The sequence below is a fragment of the Herbihabitans rhizosphaerae genome, assembly GCF_004216555.1.
Taxonomy (GTDB): domain Bacteria; phylum Actinomycetota; class Actinomycetes; order Mycobacteriales; family Pseudonocardiaceae; genus Herbihabitans; species Herbihabitans rhizosphaerae.
This window is the reverse complement of the sequence record NZ_SGWQ01000001.1, coordinates 1-20,451: the sequence shown is the minus strand read 5'-3', so window position 1 is coordinate 20,451 and position 20,451 is coordinate 1. Positions and strand designations below refer to the sequence as shown.

Here is a 20,451-nt window from a genome sequence, read left to right as displayed (position 1 = left end):
GGGTAGTGAACACTCACTCACCGGGCGTCGAAATCAGTGGAACACGTGCTGAGGAGCGGGGAACTCCCGGTGTCGCACCTCGTTCGCGAACTGCTCGGCCGCGCCCTGCAGCACGCCGGCCATGTCGGCGTACCGCTTGACGAACCGAGGCGCCTTGCCGCGCCGGAGGCCGGCCATGTCCTGCCAGACGAGTACCTGCGCGTCGCAGTCCGGCCCGGCGCCGATGCCGACCGTGGGGATCTTCATCTCGTAGGTGACCCGCTTGGCCACCTCGGCCGGCACCATCTCCATGACCACCGCGAACGCACCCGCCTCCTGCAGCGCGAGCGCGTCGGCCACGACCTCGTCACCGCTGTCGCCGCGGCCCTGCACCCGGTATCCGCCGAGGTTGTGCTCGCTCTGCGGGGTGAACCCGATGTGGCCCATGACCGGTACGCCGGCCGTGGTGAGCGCCTTGACGTGCGGCGCGAACGCGCGCCCGCCCTCCAGCTTCACCGCGTGCGCCTGCGACTCCTTCATGAACCGCACGGCCGTGGCGAGCGCCTGTTCGGGCGAGAGCTGGTACGAGCCGAACGGCAGGTCGGCCACCACGAGCGAGCGCTTGACCGAGCGGGTGACCGCCCTGACCAGCGGGATCAGCTCGTCGACCGTCACCGGCAGTGAGGTCTCGTACCCGTACACGTTGTTCGACGCGGAGTCGCCGACGAGCAGCACCGGAATGCCGGCCTCGTCGAACAGTTCTGCGGTGTACTGGTCGTAAGCGGTGAGCATGGGCCACGGCTCGCCGCGGCCCTTCAGCTCGAGCAGATGATGGATGCGGACCCGCTTGGCCGGCTTGGCGCTGGCGGCGGCTGGTCCGGTCCCGTAAGGCGCGGCCACTTCGGCGGCCTGGCTGCCCTCGGGCATGACGGATTCTGTGGACATCGTTGTCGACCACCTTCCCTCGAAGCCCGCGTACTGCGGGTCTCCGGGTACGTGCGGAGGTTTACCAAGAAAGCGTGACACCACACCGGGTTCCTGGCACCACGATGCGACGACCGTCACAAGGCCCTCGAGCGTTGTCCGAGCCGGCAGCGGCGTCGCACCCTGGCCGTGTCGGCCTGGCCATGGCGGACGCTCGATCACCATCGCAGGGTGTACAGGGCTCGGTCTTCGGGGTCGTCCACCAGTACCGCGACCATGTCGGTGCCGGGGCACGACACGGCGGCCGTGATCTCGTAGGGCCGTTGGTACGCGGTCACGACATGGAGCGAATCCGGCGAGAGGAGCGCGAACCCTCGGTTCGTGCCGACGACGATGCGGCCGGTCGAGTCCTCCCCGAGAACCCTGACCGCCGACGGCGGTGCGGGTACGCGGCGCCGAACCTCCATGGTGTCGGCGTCGAGCACGACGATCTCGTCCGTGTCCACCCAGAACCCGAGGTCGGGATCGGTGCCGTCGTCTGGCCCGGCGAGCATCACGATGGGTGCGCCGGGCACCGGTGTCTCACCGGCGCGGACCGGCCGAACCTCGCGCCGCTCGCCGACCAGCGCGACGATCCGATCGCCGGCCAGACGTGCGTCCGTCCCATGGGGAACCTGGTAGCGGCGGACTACCTTCGCGGCGGAGACGTCGACGTCGCACGCGCCGCCGTGGTGGAGGCCGAGGAACCGCATGTGTCCGTTCGGCAAGGGGACGGCCAGGTGAGCGCCAGGCATCGCGAGGCGTTTGACACGTGAACCGTCGGAGGCGGACACCAGGAGAAGCGACTTGCTCATTCGATGGCTGATGCCGAGCAGCCCGTGTCCGACGTCGAAGAGTTCCGCCTGGTACTTCCCGATGCCCTTGCGAGTGACGTCGGTGATCCTGGGTCGCGGTTCGAGCTCCAACCTGCCGAGCCCGTAGGTCGCGAGCACCCAGGGTCTCGGGTCCTCGGCGTCGGACGCGAACACCGCCGCGCGGAGATCACCTGGCATGGCAGTGCCGCGAACGGTGGCACCGGTGTTCAGATCGACGACGCACCACGGACATCGGGAACCGTTGCTCGGCAAGCTCAACAGGACCGATGCGGTGCCGGGCATCGGGATCAGCGCGGTGCCGTATCCCCAGCCGTATGTGTACGCCTTGATCGGCAGGGCGAATCGGTTCACCGCTAACGGGACCGAGCCGCCACCGTTCACCGTGCGCCCTCGCGCCAGGCGTTGGTGATCGGGAGCCGGCGGTCGCGGCCGAACGCCTTGAAGCTGATCTTCGTGCCCGGCGGGTACTGGCGCCGTTTGTACTCGGCCTTGTCGACCATCCGCAGCACCTTGTCGATCAGCTCGGCGGGGAAGCCGGCGGCGATCAGGTCGGCGTAGCCGCGATCGCCCTCCACGTAGTCGTCGAGGATGTCGTCGAGCAGTTCGTACGGCGGCAGCGAGTCAGTGTCCAGTTGGTCCGGTCGCAGCTCGGCCGACGGTGCCTTGGTGATCGAGTTCTCCGGGATCGGCGGGCGCTCGCCGCGCTTCTCCGCCTCCAGGTTGCGCCACCGCGCCAGCTCCCACACCAGCGTCTTCGGCACGTCCTTGATCGGCGCGTACCCGCCGACCGCGTCGCCGTAGATGGTGGAGTAGCCGACCGCGAGCTCGGTCTTGTTTCCGGTCGCCAGCACCAGGTGACCGTCCTGATTGGACAGTGCCATCAGCGTGACGCCCCGGCACCGCGCCTGCACGTTCTCCTCGGCCAAACCGTGTAGCCCCAACGGTTTCACGAACGCGTCGACCATGTCGGCGATCGGCCGTGTCTGGTAGTGCAGCCCGGTGCGCTCGGCGAGGTCGTCGGCGTCGGTGCGCGAGTGCTCCGAGGAGTACACCGACGGCATGGACACGCCGTGCACCGCGTCGGCGCCCAGCGCGTCCACCGCGAGCGCGGCGCACACCGCGGAGTCGATGCCGCCGGACAGGCCGAGCACCACGCTGCGGAACCCGTTCTTGTGCACGTAGTCGCGCAGCCCGGTGACCAGCGCCGACCACACCTCGGCCTCGTCGGACAGCGGCTCGGCGATGCTCGGCGGCAGGGCGACCGGGTAGGCCGGCACCGGCTCGTCGCCGAGCACGTGCCGGGTGACCGTGAACTCGCCGATCCGCCCGGACATCGCGCGCCACCGCGCGTTGCCCGCCAGCTCCAGGTCCACCACCAGCAGGTGCTCGACGAACTGCGGCGCGCGGGCGAGCAGGGTGCCGTCCTCGGCGACCGCGAACGAGTCGCCGTCGAACACCAGCTCGTCCTGCCCGCCGACCAGGTTCGTGTACACCAGCGGCGCGCCTGCCTCGGCCGCGCGCCGGGCGACCAGCGGCAGCCGCACGTCGTCCTTGTCCCGCTCGTAGGGTGACGCGTTCGGTGACACGACGAGGTCGACGCCGGCCTCGCCGAGCGCGGCGATCGGCCCGCCGTCCTGCCACAGGTCCTCGCAGATCACCATGCCGATCTCCAGGCCGCCGAGCCGGAAGATCTCCAGCGTGGAGCCGGGCTTGAAGTAGCGCCGCTCGTCGAACACGCCGTAGTTGGGCAGATGGTGCTTGAACTGGCGGGCGATCACCTTGCCGCGCTGCAGCACCGCGGCGGCGTTGCGCGGACCGACCTCGTCGGCGTCCAGATAGCCGACGACGCAGGCGAGGTTGCCGCAGCCGACGGCGTCCAGGCGCTTGGCCAGGTCGGCGATCGTCCGGCCGGACGCCGAGGAGAACGACTCGCGCAGGGCGAGGTCCTCGACGGGGTAGCCGTTCAGCGCCAGCTCGGGGAACACGACCAGCGCGGCACCCGCCTCGGCGGCCTTCTTGGCCCATTCGACGACCAGTGCCGTATTGCCCTCCAGGTCGCCGACGGTGGCGTTGACCTGGGCGAGGGCGATCCGAAGCTGTGCCATGACGTCATCCTCCCTCAAGTTTTCGCCTCCGGGGCGAAAATGTGGTGCAGGAGTCACCTTAGCGGGCCTGGTGTACACACTGGCAGGATCGCCGGGTGAAGAGAATCCTCGGCGCACTCGCAGTGCTCGCCCTGGCACTGACCGCGTGCACCGGCGACCCGGAGACCGGGCCCGCCCAGCCGCCGGCCGCGGAGCAGCGCGGCCCGGCCGGCCCGGTGCCCGCCGGCCTCGAGCGCTTCTACGGACAGCCTCTGACCTGGGAAGACTGTGCCGGCTACGCGCGCACGTCCAACGCGCGGCAGGCGTTCGCCGCGGGCGGGCTGCGCTGCGCGCGACTGACCGTGCCGCTCGACTACGCCAACCCATCGGGTGACACGATCACGCTCGGCCTGCTGCGCCGCTCGGCGCTGGACGGCGGCCGGCGGATCGGCGCGCTGGTGACCAACCCGGGCGGCCCCGGCGGGTCGGGCATGGTCAGCGCGGCGATGATGGCCGAGAAGGACAAGGACTCGGAGCTGGCCAAGCGGTTCGACCTGGTGGGCTTCGACCCGCGCGGGGTGGGTGCGAGCGACCCGCAGGTCCGCTGCCTGACCGACCAGGAGCGGGACGCGGAGCGCGCCGAGGACGACGAGCTGGACACCTCGCCGCAGGGCGTGGCCAAGCAGGAGGCCGACAGTCGCGCGTTCGCACAGCGCTGTGCCGAGCGCACGCCGAAGGGCGTGGCGATGCTGGCCAACATGGGCTCGCGGGACGTCGCGCGGGACATGGACGTGCTGCGTTCGACGCTGGGCGAGCAGAAGCTGACCTACCTCGGCTACTCCTACGGGACGCGCCTTGGCAGCACCTACGCCGAGGCGTTCCCGGGCAACGTGCGCGCGATGGTGCTGGACGGCGCGCAGGACCCGAACCAGGACCTGGTCGATGACCTGGTGGCCCAGGGGAAGGGCTTCGGGCAGGCCTTCGACGCGTTCGTCCAGTGGTGCGTGCAGCGCCAGGACTGCGCGCTCGGCAAGGACCGGCGCCGGGCCACCTCGGCGTTCCACGAGCTGGTCCGCCCGCTCGCGGGGCGTCCGATCGAGGTGGGTGAGGGGCGACGACTGTCCTATTCGGACGCGATGACCGGCGTCATGCAGGCGCTGTACTCCCAGCAGTACTGGGAGCCGCTGAACAGCGGGCTGGTCGAGCTGAAGCGGAACCGGGCGACCACCTTGATGTTGCTCGCGGACAGCTACCTGGAGCGGGACGAGGGCGGGCGCTACGCCACGACGCACGACGCGTTCGCCGCGATCCACTGCGTGGACGACCCGAGGGTGACCGACCGCGCGGTGATCATGGAGGCGCAGCGCCGGTACAAGCAGGCCGCGCCGTTCACCGACGACGGGCGTGGGCTGAACCCGGCGCTTGACCCGTGCGCGTTCTGGCCGGCGCCGAACACGAGCATGCCGCACCTGCCGAAGATCGCGGGCCTGCCGCCGGTCCTGGTGGTGTCCACGACCGGTGACCCGGCGACGCCGTACGACGCCGGGGTGCAGCTGGCTCGCGCGCTCGGCGGTGGGCTGCTCACCTTCGAGGCGACCCAGCACACGGCGTTTCTGGTGCAGGACAACAAGTGTGTGGACGACGCGGGTATCGGGTACCTGGTCGACCTGCGCCTGCCGCCACCGAACACCCGCTGCCGGTAACGAATCGCGCACGCCGCGCGAAAGGTCGGTTCGTGGGGATTATCCGATCTTGTGCCGTGGTCATGTGTGTGCTGTTGGCCGCCGCCGGCTGCACGGGGGACGCACCGGCGAGTCAACCGTCCACCTCGACACCGTCGAGCCCAGCCGCGCCCGCGGCACCGCCGCCGCCACCTCCGGTCGGTGAGGCCAACCCGGCGCTGACGCCGTTCTACCGGCAGGCGCTGGTGTGGGGCCCGTGCACGTCGTATGGGCACGACAAGGCTGAGCGGGACACGCTGTCCAAGCCGGACGTGGACTGCGCGAAGCTGCGGGTGCCGCTGGACTACGCCAAGCCGGAGGGGCGGGTCGCGGAGATCGCCCTGCTGCGTCGCAAGGCGACCGAGCCGGCGCGGCGAGTCGGGGCGTTGGTGGTCAACCCCGGCGGGCCGGGCAGCGCCGGAACGTCGATGGCGTACGGAATGGGCGGGCTCGCCGGCAAGAGTCCGCTCATCGCCCGTTTCGACGTCGTCGGGTTCGATCCGCGTGGCGTCGGCGCGAGCACTCCCGCGGTGAAGTGCGCGACCGATGTCGAACGCGACGCCGACCGGTTGCTGCCGGCGCCGACGCTCGCGCAGGAGGACGTCGAGCGGTACGAGCGCCGCAACGCGGAGCTGGCGGCGCGGTGTGGCGAGCGTGCCGGGATGGACGTACTCGCCAATGTGGGAACCCGTGATGTGGCACGGGATCTGGACGTGCTGCGCGCCGCGCTGGGTGAGCCGAAACTGACCTTCCTCGGGACCTCCTATGGCACCCACCTCGGCTCCGTGTACGCCGAGGCGTACCCGGACAAGGTGCGCGCGATGGTGCTCGACGGCGCGGTGGACCCGACAACGGATCCGGTCGATCGTCTCGGTCTGCAGCTGGTCGGGTTTCGCAAGGCGTTCGACGCGTTCACGCAGTGGTGCGCGGCTCAGCGGGCCTGTGTCTTCAAGCGGTCGAAGGCCGCGCCGACCGACCAGATCCAGGAACTGGTCAACAAGCTGCGGGCCAAACCGATGACGGTGGGCAAGCGGAAGCTGTCCGGCACGGACGTGACGCTGGCCGTGATCAAGGGGTTGTACGCGAAGTCGCGGTGGGAGGACCTGAACGCGGGTCTGCTGCGCGGGTTCGCCGGAAACGGCGAGATCCTGCTGTGGTTGACCGACCAGTACCAGGCGCGTCGGGAGGACGGTTCGTACGCCTCGTTGTTCGACGTCTACCACGCGGTGCGCTGCGTCGACCGTCCCGCGATCAAGGACAAGGCGGACCTCGCGCGCCGGTACGCGGAGATCAGCCGCCAGGTCGGCGTCGACTTCCTGGACGACGACGAGCCGCTGGTGCCCGCGTTGGACCGCTGTGCGTTCTGGCCGGCGCCGCCGACCGGTACGCCACACCTGCCCAAGGTCGCCGGTCTGCCGCAGGTGCTGGTGATCTCGAGTACCGGTGATCCCGCGACACCGCACGAGAACGGCGTGAAGCTGGCCGGCGCGCTCAACGCCGTGCTGCTCACCGTGGAGTCGCCCGATCACGGGTCGTTCCTCGACGGTAACCCGTGCGTGGACGACGCCGGTGCGGCTTACCTGATCGACCTGAGGCTCCCGCCCCCGAACACCAGGTGTCGTTAGACGCTCCTCTCGTCCAGCTTGTACTTGGCCCTGGTTTTCAGTGCGCTGGCGCGCATCTCTCGGGCGAACTCCAGCCGCTCAAGCAGCATTTCGCGGTGCATCTCGTGCCCGGACTCCAGTCCGGCCGTGCATTCAGAGATTGTCCTGTTGGCGCTGCGAAGGTTGCGCGTCGTCATCCAGTCGAGTTCTTCCTCAGTCTCCGCGAGGTTCATCATGATCTCCGTTCAGGTCTTGGTGGCTCGGGATACCCGAGGCGCTCATCGATGCGTCCGAGGTCGTAGCGGCAGTCCTCTATCTGCTCGATTAGATCGTGCATGCCCGTCCGGTAATGGGCGAGGAGTTCGTGCTTGCGTTGGACATCAGCGGTCAGCTTGATGCGGTGGAAGGCGTCGTGCTCGTTGTCCATGATCACCTCCTCGTGAATGGGGAGCGCGGGCCGTCGCGAGCGAGATTACCGGCGGAGGCGGACACTCAGGCGGGTGAAACCGTGGCCTGTGGACAACTCGGAGGATGTGGATAACTCGGTGGCACTCAAGGAGATTCGCGGCGGGCGCCGACGAACGCGGCGACCACCGCGCCGGCAAGGCACACCACCGCGGTGATGCCGAAGATCTCCCGGTACTCGGTCAGCAGGGCACCGTCCACTTTGGACCGGTACTCCAGCAGCGCCGCGTCGAACGCCGCGCGCGTCGGATAGAACGGCGGCAGCGGTGTGTTCAGGTTCGCGGTCAGCTCGTGGAACCGGTGCAGCCCGAACGCCGACAGCGCCGCCACCCCGACGAGCATGCCGGTCATCCGCGCCACCACGACCGCCGCCGAGGCGATCCCGTGCTGCGTCGCCGGCACCACCCGCAGCACGGCCGACGACAGCGGAGCGATCACCAGCCCCAGCCCCAGTCCGGCCAGCGCGAGATCCACGTCCAGCCGGGACACCGTGAACAGCCCGAGGTCGTAGCGCGCCTCGAACAGCGCGCGCGGCCAGCCGGAGATCAACTGGTACGCCACGGCGGCGAGCAGCAGCCCACCCGCGGCCACCCACGCCTCGCCGAACCGCCCGGCCAGCCACCCGCCGAGCAGCGCGCCCACCGGCAGCGCGACCAGGAACCGCAGCAGCATCAGCACACTGCCGGTGCGGTCCTGGCCGAGCAGGGTCTGCGCGAACAATTCCACGTCCACGAGCGTCACCATCAGCGCGGCACCGGCGGCCAGGCTCGCCCCGAGCGCGGCCATGAACCGTCCCATGTGGACACCCGACGGGTCCACCAGCTTGGTGCGCGCCCGCAGCTCCCAGATCACGAACGCCACCAGCGCCACGCCCGCGCCGATCAGCACCGGCACACCCCAGGACGGCAGCGCCGCGTGTTGCGGATCGGGGTTGTACAGCCCGACGGTGATCAGCCCGAGTGTCACCGCGAGCAGCGCGCCGCCGGTCACGTCGATCTTCGCCGGCGGGCCGGTGGGGCGCGCCCGCCGCGGCACCGTCAGCTGCACGGCGACCATGGCCAGCACCGCCAGCGGCACGTTCACCCAGAACACGCCGCGCCACCCGGCGATCTCGAACGTGTCGACCCAGAACGCGAGTCCGGCGAGCGCCACGCCGTAGAGCGGGCCGAGCACCGAGCCCAGTTCCTGCGCCGCGCCGACCGCGCCGAGCACGGTGGATCGTCGCGGGCCCGGCCACAGGTCGGCGGCCAGCGCCATGGTCACCGGCAGCAGCGCGCCGCTGGCCACGCCCTGCACGACCCGCCCGACCACGAGCATCGGGACGTCGTCGGCGATCGCGGTGAGCACCGAGCCGGCGACGAATCCGGCGAGGCACACCTGCAGCAGCAGCTTGCGCCCGAACCGGTCGGAGGCCTGCCCGAGCAGCGGCATGGCGGCGATGTAGCCGAGCAGGTATCCGGTGACGATCGGCGTGATCCGCTCCAGCCGGTTCACCGGGACGGCGAGATCGCGCACGATGTCGCCGAGGATGCTGACCACCACATAGGTGTCCAGCGCGCCGAGCAACACCGCGAGCCCGCCGGCCCCGATGGCCACCCACCGTCCACGTTGGACTGTCGCAAGTGGACGATCGTCGACCACGGGGCTACGCCGGCGGGGTGACGGTCACCGGCTTGTCCACGTCGGACAGTTCCATCTCGACCATGGACGCGCCCGCGCCGTCGCGCTCCGGTGGGAGCTGGAACCAGGCGCGCACCGGTTGGTGCTTGCCGTCCTCGCGCAGCCAGAACTTGATGTCCACGTCGGTGGTGATCCCGGGTACCAGCGGCGACACCACGTCCTTGGTGACCTTGCCGGACACCCGGTAGGTGTCGATGCCCATGACCTTCTCGCGCGCCTCGGTCTTCGGGCTGGTGATGCTGGCGAGCACCTTGGCGATCCCCTGGTCGGGGTTCAGGATCACGCTGGGGTCGTAGATGCTGGCGCCCATCGAGGCCGGCAGCTCCTGGAAGTCACCGGTCGGGCCCTTGAGGTACAGCTTCTTGTCGACCAGCACGAACTCCGCCTCGATCAGCGAGCCGCCGAAGTCGACCTTGGCCTTGCCCTTCGCGCCACCTTCACGGTTGAGATCACCCTCGGCGTTCTGCACCGTCACGCCGGGGATCTTCCCGTTGACCTGGAGCTTGAAGTGCGCGCTGGACATGCCGCGGGTCGCCTCGGCCGCGTCGCGCAGCAGCGCCGCGCCGTCCGGCAGCGGCCCGCTGGTGTCCGGCTCGGAGTCGCAGCCGGCGAGCACTCCCGCGGTGAGTGCGAGTACGCCGAGCAGAATTCGCCGCTGGATCATGCGTGGATAGTATTCCCGTCCGCCTGAGACGGGCGCGCCCGTGGCCAGGTTGTTGCTCAGCGTTCGTCGCCGAGCAAGGCCGCCAGCGCGAATTCGAGGTGTCGGTCGCGTTCCTCGTGCGGGAGCCGCCGGCCGAGCAGCCCTTCCGCGAAGATCAGCACCGCGTCGACGACCCGCTCCAGCCGTTCGGGCTCGACGGTGGGTGCCAGTGCCTCGCGCAGGCCTCGCTGGAACCGCTGGTGGATGTCCGCCAGGAGGGTCGCCGCCACCTGTTCGGTGGCCGAGAGTTGTTGCAGAGCAAGGTAGATCTCGCAGACGCCGTCCAGCCGGTCCACGCCCCAGCGGATCCGGCCGATCGCACCGCCGTCGCTCGGCGGGCCGGCGAACATCTCGGCGAACACCCGCTCGCACGCCGCCACGAACAGGTCCGCGCGGGACGGGAAGTACCAGTAGACCGCGGCGCGGGCGAGCCCGAGGTCCTTGGCGACCCGGTTGATCGACAGCTCCTCGTAGCCGCCGGCGCGCACCAGCCGCACGGCGTGTTCGAGAATCTCCTCGACCTTCTCCTCGCGCTCGAGCTCGGCGCGTTTTCGTGGCATTCGGCCCTCCGTATGCCGACGATCGTAGCGTCTTGACAGGGTGTCTAGAACTTCTTATGTTGACACCATGTCAAGACGAACGTGGAACGTCGCACTCGTGACCGGCGCGTCGCGCGGGATCGGCGAGCGGTTCGCCCGCCAACTCGCCGAAACCGGCACTGATCTCGTCCTCGTCGCCCGCGACGCCGAACGGTTGGAGCAGGTGGCCAAGGACATCCGTGACCAGCACGGCGTCCAGGTCGAGGTGTTGGCCGCCGACCTCACCGACGCCGCCGGTCTCGGCAGAGTCGAGGCGCGCCTGCACGACGGAGTCGACCTGCTGGTCAACAACGCCGGCGCGGCCACCATGGGCGGCTTCCTCGCGCTGCCGGTCGAGCGGGCCGTCGCGTCGGTCGACCTCAACGTGACCCCGCTAGTTCGGCTCACCCACGCCGCACTCGGCGCGATGGTCGCCGCCGGTCGTGGTGCGGTGATCAACGTCTCCTCGATCGCCGGGTTGCAGCCGACCTCCGGCCTGTCCGCCTACGCGGGCACCAAGGCGTTCGTGAACAGCTTCTCCGAGGCGGTGCACGAGGAGGTCCGCGGCACCGGAGTCACGGTCACCACCGTGCTGCCCGGCTTCATCCGCACCGACATGTCGGCCGCCATGACCGAGCTGAACGCGCTGCCGTCGTTCCTGTGGCTGACCCCGGACGTGGTGGCGGCCGCCGGGTTGCGCGCGGCCCGGCGCGGGCGACCGGTCGTGGTGCCGAGCCTGCGGTTCAAGGCGATCGTCGTCTGGCTGGCCCTGCTGCCGCGGTCGGTCAAACGGCGGGCCTCCGGTGCGGGCACCCGCCGCCGCATGCGATCGGCGCGGCCGGCATGAGCCGCACGACGTTCAGCGGCCGCGCCGCCAACCTCCTGTCCACCCGGTTCGGGGCCGTCGCCCGCGCGCTGTCCCGGGTGCACGAGCGGCTGTACACCCGGTTCGGCGGGACGCGTTTCGGGCGGTACATGGGCCGTCCGGTCGTCCGGCTGACCGTGCGCGGCAGAGTTTCCGGCGAGCCGCGGTCGGTGTTGCTGATGCTCGTGCGCGACGGCGACGACCTGCTGGTGTGCGGGTCCAACGGCGGCAATCCCCAGGCGCCCAACTGGTGGCGCAATCTCGTCGCGGCCGGCGAGGGCGAGGTGCGGGTCGTCGGCGAGCGCTGGCCGGTGACCGCGCGCGTGGTGACCGACGCCGAGGAGCACGCGCGGCGTTGGGCGCGACTCGTGGCCGTCTACCCCGATTTCCACAGCTACCAGGCGCTGGCCGGGCGGCGGCTCCCGATCGCCGTGCTCAGCCGGCGCGGAACGTCCGCCGGTAGGTGAGTGGTGCGACGCCGATCGACGCGCGCAGGTGTGCGCGCAGAGACGCCGCCGTGCCGAGACCGGCCGCCGAGGCGACCGCGTCCACCGGCAGGTCGGTCGACTCCAGCAGGTGCCGCGCGTGGTCGACGCGCTGCCTGGTCAGCCATCGGCCCGGTGACATGCCGGTCTCGGCGGAGAACCTGCGGCTGAACGTGCGCACGCTCATCCGCGCGTGCGCGGCCATGTCGGCCAGGTCGATCGGCTCGGACAGGCGGGTCAGTGCCCACGCCCGGGTGGCCGCCGTGCCCTCCGCGCCCGGCTCGGGCAGCGGCCGCTCGATGAACTGCGACTGGCCGCCGTCCCGCCACGGCGGCACCACGCAGTAGCGGGCCGCGCCGTTGGCCACCTCGCTGCCGTGGTCGGACCGGATCAGGTGCAGGCACAGGTCCACGCCGGCGCCGAGCCCGGCGGAGGTGAGCACGTCGCCGTCGTCGACCCAGAGCACGTCCTCGTTCATCAGCACGTTCGGGTACAGCCGGCGGAAGTCGCCGGCCATCGCCCAGTGCGTGGTGGCCGGCCGTCCGTCCAGCACACCGGCCGCGCCGAGCACGAACGCGCCGGTGCAGATCGACATCAGCCGGGTGCCCGGCCGGATCAGCGCGAGCATGTCGGCGATCGCGTCGGGCAGCGTGCCCTCGTAGCGCGGACCGGGCACGCGGGTGCCGGGAATGATCACCGTGTCGGCCTCGGCCAGCACGTCGACGTCGTGGCTCGGCGTGATGGCGTAGCCGAACAGGCTGGTCACCGGCTCGCGGCCCGGCCCGCAGACCACCACGTCGTAGAGCCGCCGGCCGTCGGTGTCCTTGGCCGCGCCGAGCACGGTCGGCGGGATCGTCAGGTCGTAGCCGACCACGGGGGCCAGGGCCAGCACGGCGACGCGATGAGCCATGGCCAGATCCTTGCACATATTGGCGTTCTTGCCACTCGTGCGTCTTCGGGCGATCACGCACGCTGATCGCCGTGACTCAACTCGAAGATCGAACGCGGCCCCGAACAAGGCCCCGGATCCACCGCGCCTGGGTGATCGCCGCCGTGGCCTTCGTCACACTAATCGGCGCGGCCGGATTCCGTTCCGTGCCAAGCGTTCTGATCGATCCGCTGCACCACGAGTTCGGTTGGTCCCGGGCCACGATCTCCGCCGCCGTGTCGATCAACCTGCTGCTGTTCGGCCTGATCTCGCCGTTCGCCGCGGCGCTGATGGACCGGTTCGGCATGCGCCGCGTGGTCTCCTGCGCGCTGGTGCTGGTCGCCGCCGGCAGCGGGTTCACCGTGTTCATGACCGAGGCGTGGCAGTTGCTGCTGTGCTGGGGCTTCCTCGTCGGCGTGGGCACCGGATCGATGTCCATGGCTTTCGTCGCCACGGTCACCAGCCGCTGGTTCGTCGCCCGCCGCGGCCTGGTCTCCGGCGTGCTGACCGCCGCCGGTGCCACCGGGCAGTTGGTCTTCCTGCCGCTGGTCGCCTCGCTCGCCGCCGCCCACGGCTGGCGCACGCCGTCGATCATCGTGGCGCTCGCCGCGCTGGCGGTCGTGCCGCTGGTGATCCTGTGGCTGCGCGATCACCCGAGCGACGTCGGCACCACCGCGTACGGCGCGACCGAGGTCCAGGCGCCCGCGACCGCCACCGGCTCCAGTGCGGGGCGGGCGGTCCGGGTGCTCGCCGACGCCGCGCGCACGCCCACGTTCTGGTTGCTGGCCGGCGGGTTCGCGATCTGCGGAATGTCCACCAACGGCCTGGTCGGCACGCACTTCGTCAGCGCCGCGCACGACCACGGCATGCCGCACACCACCGCGGCCGGCCTGCTCGCGCTGATCGGGATCTTCGACGTGGCCGGCACGATCTTCTCCGGCTGGCTCACCGACCGGGTCGACGCGCGGCTGCTGCTGGCCGGCTACTACACGCTGCGTGGGCTGTCGCTGCTGATCCTGCCGTCGCTGTTCGAGCCGCACGTGCAGCCGAGCATGTGGGTGTTCGTGATCTTCTACGGGCTGGACTGGATCGCCACTGTGCCGCCGACCGTCGCCCTGTGCCGCGACCGGTTCGGCATGAGCGGGCCGATCGTGTTCGGCTGGGTGTTCGCGTCACACCAGGTCGGGGCGGCGCTGGCGGCGGTCGGCGCCGGTGGGATCCGGGACGCGCACGGCAACTACGACCTCGCCTGGTACCTCGCCGGCGGGTTGTGCCTGATCGCCGCGCTGATGTCGGCCTCCGTGCCTCGTCAGACCCTGCCGTCGGACCTGCCGTCTGACCTGCCATCCGGGCGGCCTCGGGTGGCCGACTGAACCTTGCGCACGGCGTCGTCGATCTTGTCGTGGTACTTGCCCTTGGTGCGCTTGTCCACGAACGCGGCGGCGCGCTGGGTGGCCTTCTGAACCTTGTCCGGGTGCTTGCGCGCGTACCGGCGACCGGCTTCGGCCGCGGTGGTCAAGGCGGTGAGCTTGCGCATGAACGCCATCGGTGTGCCTCCTGCTGTCGGTTGTCTGCTCAACGCGCGGGCGGGTGTGACGGGTTCCCGCGCCTCGAACGGGTGTCGCGCAACACGGCGTTAACACGTCATGCATAGGGTGCCGGACATGGACCGCCAGCAGGAGTTCGTACTGCGCACGCTCGAGGAGCGCGACATCCGGTTCGTCCGGCTCTGGTTCACCGACGTGCTGGGGTTCCTCAAGTCGGTGGCCGTGGCGCCGGCCGAGCTGGAGGGCGCGTTCGCCGACGGCATCGGTTTCGACGGCTCGGCGATCGAGGGCTTCGCCCGCGTGTACGAGTCCGACATGATCGCGCGCCCCGACCCGGCCACCTTCCAGGTGCTGCCGTGGGAGACGCCGGAGGGCGACCCGTACTCGGCGCGTATGTTCTGCGACATCACGATGCCGGACGGTTCGGCGTCCTGGGCGGACCCGCGGCACGTGCTGCGCCGCACCCTGTCGAGGGCCAGCGAGGCCGGCTTCACCTGCTACGTGCACCCGGAGATCGAGTTCTTCCTGCTCTCCGAGGTGCACGAGGACGGCCGCGAGCCGGTGCCGGCCGACAACGGCGGCTTCTTCGACCAGGCCAGCCACGCCACCGCGACGCACTTCCGCCGGCACGCCATCGAGGCGCTGGAGGCGATGGGCATCTCGGTGGAGTTCAGCCACCACGAGGGCGCGCCGGGCCAGCAGGAGATCGACCTGCGCTACGCGGACGCGCTGACCATGGCGGACAACGTGATGACGTTCCGGTACGTGGTCAAGGAGGTCGCGCTCACCGACGGTGTGCGCGCGTCGTTCATGCCCAAGCCGTTCTCCGACCAGCCGGGCTCCGGCATGCACACGCACTTCAGTCTCTTCGAGGGCGATCGCAACGCGTTCTACGACAGCGAGGATCCCTACGAGCTGTCCGGGACCGGCAAGGCGTTCGTCGCCGGAATCCTGCACCACGCGAAGGAGATCTCCGCGGTCACCAACCAGTGGGTGAACTCCTACAAGCGGTTGATCGTCGGGGGAGAGGCGCCGACGGTGGTCTGCTGGGGGCACGCGAACCGCTCCGCGCTGGTGCGGGTGCCGATGTATTCGCCGGGCAAGGCGTCCTCGCGCCGGGTGGAGATCCGCTCGGTGGACTCGGCGTGCAACCCGTACCTCGCCTACGCGGTGATCCTGGCCGCCGGGTTGAAGGGCGTGACGGAGAACTACGAGCTGCCGCCCGCCGCCGAGGACGACGTGTGGTCGCTCACCGACTCCGAGCGGCGCGCGGCCGGGTACGCGAATCTGCCGCAGAACCTCGGCGAGGCGCTCGCCGAGTTGGAGAATTCCGAATTGCTGGCCGAGACGCTCGGCGAGCACGTGTACGACTTCTTCCTGCGCAACAAGCGCACCGAGTGGGATTCCTACCGGCGCAGTGTCACGCCCTACGAACTGCGCACGCTCCTGCCCCTGCTCTAGCGCCCAGGGTTCACCAACAACGATCCGAACTTGACAACCGCACCGGCACCCCCATGCGTACTTTAGCCCGCTAAAGTACGCCGGCCACGGAGAAAGCCCAGGTCAGCCATGATCAACAAGTGGCACGAAACGTGAAGGTGATGCACGTAAGACCACGGGTGGCGATGCGGTCACATTCACGGTTGATCAACGCGCCCCTGTGTCCAGGCCGGTGATCGGCCCAGGGCGGCGACGAGCTGATCGGTGGCGCTGGCGGTGTCGGTGATCGGGACGGGGGCGCCGTAGATCGGGCCGCGCAGTGGGCCGGTCGTGGGAATCGCCGTGGCGATCGGCAGCGCCAGTTCCAGTAGGTCGGCCGGCAACTCCGGGTCGCGGCCGAGCGCTGTGGTCAGATCCCACCGGTGCGTCAGCATGTCCGCGAAGTGCACGGACAGCACCTGGTCGGCCGGCCACCGCGAGCCGAGCATTGGAAGGTAGATGTCGATGTCGGGCATGCCGTCGGTGGCGAAGGCGGCGAGCCAGCGGTCGACGGCCTGGCCGAACGCCCGTCGCGGGTCGGTGTCGAGCGTGACCGGTTCGTCCAAGATCAGTGTGGAGATCGCCTCGTGCTCGGTGTTCATGTGCTCGATGAGATCGCGAACGGTCCACCCGGCGCACGGCGTCGGCGCGGCCATGTCGGCGTCGCGCAGGGCCGTCACGATCTCGCGCAGGCCGTCCAGGGCGCGGCGATCGAGGTCTCGGATGTCCATGCCGTGAATTTAGCATACGAACGTTCGCTAATGTCTGTCCATTGTGGACGATGTGAGATTCGTCCGATACCCGATCGGAGTCGGTATTCGTGGTGATCATGAACGGCGAGTCGCCGAAGATCACTCGTACGGTGTCGTGGCGATCGTCGCGTTGCTCCGCCCGGGCCGATAGCTTTGCGCGCCGTGGCTGACGAACCGGTGAGCGCGCTGTCCGCGTGCACGATTACGACATGCGACGGCTATCCGGCGGCCCGGGTGACCGCCGCTTCATTCCTGGAACATCACCCTGGCTCCAGATTCGTCACCCTCCTGGTGGACGCGGAGCAGGGTGAACCGGCGATGGTCGGCCTCGGGGTATGCGGCCCGTCCACGATCGGGGTCACCGACGCCGAGCTGGCCATGCTCGCCACCGGGTACACCGCCGACGAGCTGTGCGCCGTGCTCCGGCCGCGGCTGATCGAGTGGATGCTCGGCGTGCACGGCGAAACCGTGTACCTCGAACCGTCGACGCTCGTGCTGGACACGATCGCCGCGCCGGTCGCCCGCGCGCTCGAATCCGACCCGCTGGTGCTGGTCCCGCGCGTGCTGCGGCGGCTGCCGGACGACGGACGGCGGCCGACCTCGCCGGAACTGCGCGCCGCCGGGGTGTACGACCTCGGCCTGCTCGCCGCGCGTACCGGTGTCGAGCCGTTCCTGCGTGCCTGGGCCGACCACACGCGGCGCGCGCCGGGCGCGGCGGCGACCTTCCTCGACGCGGCACCCGGCCTGGTCGACCACCGGGTGCTGCGCGATCCCGGTATCGGCGTGTCCGCGTGGAACGCACACGATCGCCCGATCGACACACTGCTGGACGGATCGTCCACTGTGGACGGTCGCCCGCTGCGGACGGTCCATCTGTCCGGCGTGGATCCGACCCGCGAGTGGCTGTTGTGCGCCGACTTCCCGGACCGGCCCCGCGTGCTGCTGTCCGAGCACCCGGTCCTCGACGAGCTGCGGACCCGGTTCGTCGACGAGCAGCTCGCCACCTCGGCACCCATGCCGACCGTCCGTTGTGGACAGTTGGCGGACGGGACCGAGCTGCCGGCGAGTCTGCGCGAGGTGTTCCGCGAGGAGTGGCACGCCGCGATCGACGACGGCCGCCCGCCGCCACCGTCCACAGTGGACATCGTGGCGTTCCGCACATGGGCGTCCGCGCCGGTGGACGATCTGCCCGGTGGGCGGCCGAGGTGGCCCGAGGCCGCCGCTGCCGGCGCCGGCGAGGTCCAGGAGCACGACCTGCGCGACCAGTTGGGTGTCTCGGTCGTCGGTCACGGGCCGCTCGCCGACGCCGTGCGCCTGGCCGCGTCGGCGTCCGGACTGCCCACCTCCGACGCGCCGGTGTACCCCGTCCTGGTGTGCTGCGGTGAACGCGCCGGCCTGCCGGGGGACCGGCACGTCGTCACCGTCGGCGAGGAGGTCGCGCACGGGGTCGACGCCGACGAGCAGTGGGTGGTGTGGAACGACGAGCGCGTGGCCGATCCGGTCGCGCACACCATGCTGCTGCCCGTCGCCGACCCGGGGGAGCGGGACGAAGCCGCCCGCGCTCGCGCCAGGAAAGCGCTGGGACTAACCGATCAGGTGATTTTCGCCGTGAGGGTGACGCCCACGGCCACCTCGTCGGCGCTGACCGTGGTGTCCGCGTTCCGGGCGGCGTTCGGCGATCGCACCGACGTCGGCCTGCTGCTGGCGGTGTCCGCGTCGACCGAGCCGGCCGGGGTGGAGCGGCTGCGGCTGATCGCCAGGGGCGATGTCCGGATCCGGGTGCTGACCGGGCGGGACGGCGACGCGCTCGACGCGACCGACTGGCTGGTCTCGTCGCACCGCGCCGAGGACCCCGGCGCCGGCAGGGAGCTGCTCGACCTGGCCCACGCGGCCGCCCGTGGCGTGCCGATCATCGCGCGCGGCGACGGCGTCGCGGCGGAGATCCTCGATCCGGGCAGTGCCGTGCTGATCAGCGACGCGATCGCCGGAGAGTCCGAAGTGGACGGTCTGGCGCAGGTGCTCGAGGAGCTGGCGGGCGATCCCGCGGTCGCGGTGAAGCTCGGCTCCATCGCGCGGGCGCACGTGCTGTCCACCCGGTCGATCGCGGCCGGTGGCGAGGAGCTGCGCGAGCGCGTCGAGCAGGGGTACCGGGCGTGGCGGTCCAGGCGCGTGGCCGATCGTGCGGAGCCGGCCCGCGATCCGCTGCAGCCGCTGCGCTCGGCCCGGCACGCGCTGCTGCGCCAGCCGGACGTGGACGTGGGTCGCCGGATGCCGATGGCGCCCGCGTTGCGCCGGGCCGTGTTGCGCGTGCTGAACCACTACGACAATCACCTGCGCACGATGTTGCGGACCATGCTGGACGGGGTCGAGCGCACCGCGGAGGAGTTGGTGCGACGCCAGGACGAGCTGTCCCGCACGCACAGCCCGACGCCCGCGGCGCCGGCCTCGGCCGAGTTGGCCGTGATCGCCGAGCGGTTGGATCGGATCGAGGAGCGGCTCGCCGCCGGTGACCCGAGGACCTCCTCGGCCACGCGGTCGGCCGATCGCGCGCTGTTGACCAGCGAGTCGCTGCGCCGGGTGGTGGTCGGGCAGTACGAACGCTCGGTCGAGGAGCCACCGGCGCAGAGCACGGTCGTGCTGTGCGACGCCGGCCTGCTCCGCCTGCCCGCCGACGACGCGCTGCTGCTGCCCGTGCTGTCCAGCAACGGGGTGGCCGAGCCGGAGATCGGGGACCTGATCGACTCGCTGATCGAGCCGGACGGCGTCTTCCTGGACGTCGGCGCGCATGTGGGATATCACACGATCCGGATCTTGGGCCGGATCGGCGCGAGCGGCGCGGTGGTGGCCGTCGAGCCGGCGAAGGACGTCGCGGAACTGTTGCGGCACAACGTATCCGTGAACCTCACGGAGTCCGTCGCCGCACACTTCGCATTGCTGGAGACGGCCGCGTGGGACGTGCACGACGCTCCCCTGTCGGTGCGCTCGGCGGTCGCGGGCGGCTGGGCGGTCCGGCACGGGGACGGCGAGACGGACACCGTGGCCGGCGTGCGTCTGGACCGGGTGCTGCCCGATGTGCCGATCGCGGCCGGACGTCGGGTGTCGGTGGTGCGCGTCGACATTCCCGGCGCGGGTCACCGAGCGCTCGGCGGGATGGTGCGGATGCTCAGGCGGGATCGGCCGAACGTCGTCTACACCCACGACGCCGATGCCATCACCGATTTGGGTGACGATTCGGCGATCGCGCTCCGCGAGTTCACGACGTGGGGCTATGAGTTGGCGAGCCTTGACGGGCGCGCGCTGTCGGTCGGCGAGCTCCTCACCGGCCGTCGAACCGTGTGGCTGCGGCCCACCACAAGGCGCTGACCAGCCGATTTGACTTTGCGATCAGCCGTGGGTAACTTTCTCTCTCGTCGCACGGAGTACCGGACGGAGCTGGTCGAGAGACTGGTTAGGCCGGTGAGAAGCCTCGAAAGCCTCTGAGGTAGACTCAGCAGGCCGAGCTTCACCCGGGTCGAGCAGGTTGACACTGCGAATCGAACCGAGTAAAGTGTTGCGGCGCTGCCTAGAAGGTTACGGACCCCCCTCGAAGGGCCTTCAAGCCCATGAGGTAACGTAGTCGGTAGGCAAAAACGCAAGACGAAATGCAATATCAGCCCTTCTACTCCGCACTAGCTTGTGTGGAATGAAGTGTGCGTGTGTTGTTTGAGAACTCAACAGTGTGCCGATGTAAGCCAGTAGAGCTTATTATGAACCCCTTTGTGGGTTCCTTTGAGGATTGACTA

The 20,451-nt window shown here is 70.2% G+C and carries 18 protein-coding genes; 7 read left to right on the top strand and 11 right to left on the bottom strand.

The features are described from left to right. Nucleotides 1-33: 33 nt before the first annotated feature. From panB to EV193_RS00080, 3 genes are all read right to left on the bottom strand, one after another. Nucleotides 34-924 carry a 3-methyl-2-oxobutanoate hydroxymethyltransferase gene (gene panB / locus EV193_RS00090; RefSeq protein WP_207222441.1) on the bottom strand — a complete coding sequence of 297 codons (891 nt, stop codon included), beginning with the start codon at nucleotides 922-924 and terminating at the stop codon, nucleotides 34-36. Between the two features lie 197 nt (nucleotides 925-1,121). Then, nucleotides 1,122-2,129 carry a hypothetical protein gene (locus tag EV193_RS00085; protein WP_130341871.1) on the bottom strand — a complete coding sequence of 336 codons (1,008 nt, stop codon included), beginning with the start codon at nucleotides 2,127-2,129 and terminating at the stop codon, nucleotides 1,122-1,124. 26 nt (nucleotides 2,130-2,155) lie between these two features. Next, entirely contained in the window at nucleotides 2,156-3,883 is a 1,728-nt protein-coding gene (locus EV193_RS00080; RefSeq protein WP_130341870.1) for an NAD+ synthase, read from the bottom strand. Nucleotides 3,884-3,978: 95 nt separating this feature from the next. Here EV193_RS00080 and EV193_RS00075 point away from each other — a divergent pair, with 95 nt between their 5' ends. Both EV193_RS00075 and EV193_RS00070 read left to right on the top strand, forming a co-directional pair. Next, nucleotides 3,979-5,565, top strand: a complete 1,587-nt coding sequence (locus EV193_RS00075) for an alpha/beta hydrolase (protein WP_242613058.1) — start codon at nucleotides 3,979-3,981, stop codon at nucleotides 5,563-5,565. 62 nt (nucleotides 5,566-5,627) lie between these two features. Next, on the top strand, nucleotides 5,628-7,208 hold the full coding sequence (locus EV193_RS00070) for an alpha/beta hydrolase (RefSeq protein WP_130341869.1): 1,581 nt from the start codon (nucleotides 5,628-5,630) through the stop codon (nucleotides 7,206-7,208). On the opposite strand, the gene EV193_RS00065 is transcribed toward EV193_RS00070, so the two are convergent. The 5 genes from EV193_RS00065 to EV193_RS00045 form a co-directional block, all read right to left on the bottom strand. Beyond that, complete coding sequence (locus tag EV193_RS00065; RefSeq protein WP_207222440.1) at nucleotides 7,205-7,420, bottom strand: hypothetical protein; 216 nt, start codon at nucleotides 7,418-7,420, stop codon at nucleotides 7,205-7,207. The two genes, EV193_RS00070 and EV193_RS00065, sit on opposite strands and share 4 nt — an antisense overlap. Continuing rightward, entirely contained in the window at nucleotides 7,420-7,614 is a 195-nt protein-coding gene (locus EV193_RS00060; RefSeq protein WP_130341867.1) for a hypothetical protein, read from the bottom strand. Before EV193_RS00060 ends, EV193_RS00065 begins: the two co-directional genes overlap by 1 nt. Before the next feature lie 125 nt (nucleotides 7,615-7,739). Further along, nucleotides 7,740-9,248: an MFS transporter gene (locus EV193_RS00055; RefSeq protein WP_278044151.1), complete on the bottom strand. Its 1,509-nt coding sequence runs from the start codon at nucleotides 9,246-9,248 to the stop codon at nucleotides 7,740-7,742. Nucleotides 9,249-9,297: 49 nt separating this feature from the next. Continuing rightward, nucleotides 9,298-9,996: an LppX_LprAFG lipoprotein gene (locus EV193_RS00050; protein ID WP_130341865.1), complete on the bottom strand. Its 699-nt coding sequence runs from the start codon at nucleotides 9,994-9,996 to the stop codon at nucleotides 9,298-9,300. A 56-nt stretch (nucleotides 9,997-10,052) separates the two neighbouring features. Next, on the bottom strand, nucleotides 10,053-10,595 hold the full coding sequence (locus EV193_RS00045; protein WP_130341864.1) for a TetR/AcrR family transcriptional regulator: 543 nt from the start codon (nucleotides 10,593-10,595) through the stop codon (nucleotides 10,053-10,055). Between the two features lie 67 nt (nucleotides 10,596-10,662). Here EV193_RS00045 and EV193_RS00040 point away from each other — a divergent pair, with 67 nt between their 5' ends. Then, entirely contained in the window at nucleotides 10,663-11,460 is a 798-nt protein-coding gene (locus tag EV193_RS00040) for an SDR family NAD(P)-dependent oxidoreductase (protein ID WP_130341863.1), read from the top strand. Continuing rightward, nucleotides 11,457-11,945: a nitroreductase/quinone reductase family protein gene (locus EV193_RS00035; protein WP_130341862.1), complete on the top strand. Its 489-nt coding sequence runs from the start codon at nucleotides 11,457-11,459 to the stop codon at nucleotides 11,943-11,945. The genes EV193_RS00040 and EV193_RS00035 overlap by 4 nt, the downstream gene beginning before the upstream one ends. Here the strand turns inward: EV193_RS00035 and EV193_RS00030 are convergent. Continuing rightward, nucleotides 11,914-12,873 carry a GlxA family transcriptional regulator gene (locus tag EV193_RS00030; protein WP_130341861.1) on the bottom strand — a complete coding sequence of 320 codons (960 nt, stop codon included), beginning with the start codon at nucleotides 12,871-12,873 and terminating at the stop codon, nucleotides 11,914-11,916. The two genes, EV193_RS00035 and EV193_RS00030, sit on opposite strands and share 32 nt — an antisense overlap. A 116-nt stretch (nucleotides 12,874-12,989) precedes the next feature. Between EV193_RS00030 and EV193_RS00025 the strand changes: the two genes are divergently transcribed. After that, nucleotides 12,990-14,264, top strand: a complete 1,275-nt coding sequence (locus EV193_RS00025; protein WP_130342803.1) for an MFS transporter — start codon at nucleotides 12,990-12,992, stop codon at nucleotides 14,262-14,264. On the opposite strand, the gene EV193_RS00020 is transcribed toward EV193_RS00025, so the two are convergent. Beyond that, entirely contained in the window at nucleotides 14,201-14,437 is a 237-nt protein-coding gene (locus EV193_RS00020) for an antitoxin (protein WP_130341860.1), read from the bottom strand. The genes EV193_RS00025 and EV193_RS00020 overlap by 64 nt on opposite strands. A 118-nt stretch (nucleotides 14,438-14,555) precedes the next feature. On the opposite strand from EV193_RS00020, the gene glnA reads away from it, so the two are divergent. Further along, nucleotides 14,556-15,899 (top strand): type I glutamate--ammonia ligase, encoded by a 1,344-nt coding sequence (gene glnA, locus EV193_RS00015; protein ID WP_130341859.1) that lies wholly within the window; start codon nucleotides 14,556-14,558, stop codon nucleotides 15,897-15,899. 176 nt (nucleotides 15,900-16,075) lie between these two features. Here the strand turns inward: glnA and EV193_RS00010 are convergent, their stop codons facing one another. Continuing rightward, complete coding sequence (locus tag EV193_RS00010) at nucleotides 16,076-16,648, bottom strand: TIGR03086 family metal-binding protein (protein WP_130341858.1); 573 nt, start codon at nucleotides 16,646-16,648, stop codon at nucleotides 16,076-16,078. A gap of 183 nt (nucleotides 16,649-16,831) precedes the next feature. Here EV193_RS00010 and EV193_RS00005 point away from each other — a divergent pair, with 183 nt between their 5' ends. Continuing rightward, entirely contained in the window at nucleotides 16,832-20,032 is a 3,201-nt protein-coding gene (locus EV193_RS00005) for an FkbM family methyltransferase (RefSeq protein WP_130341857.1), read from the top strand. Nucleotides 20,033-20,451 lie beyond the last annotated feature (419 nt).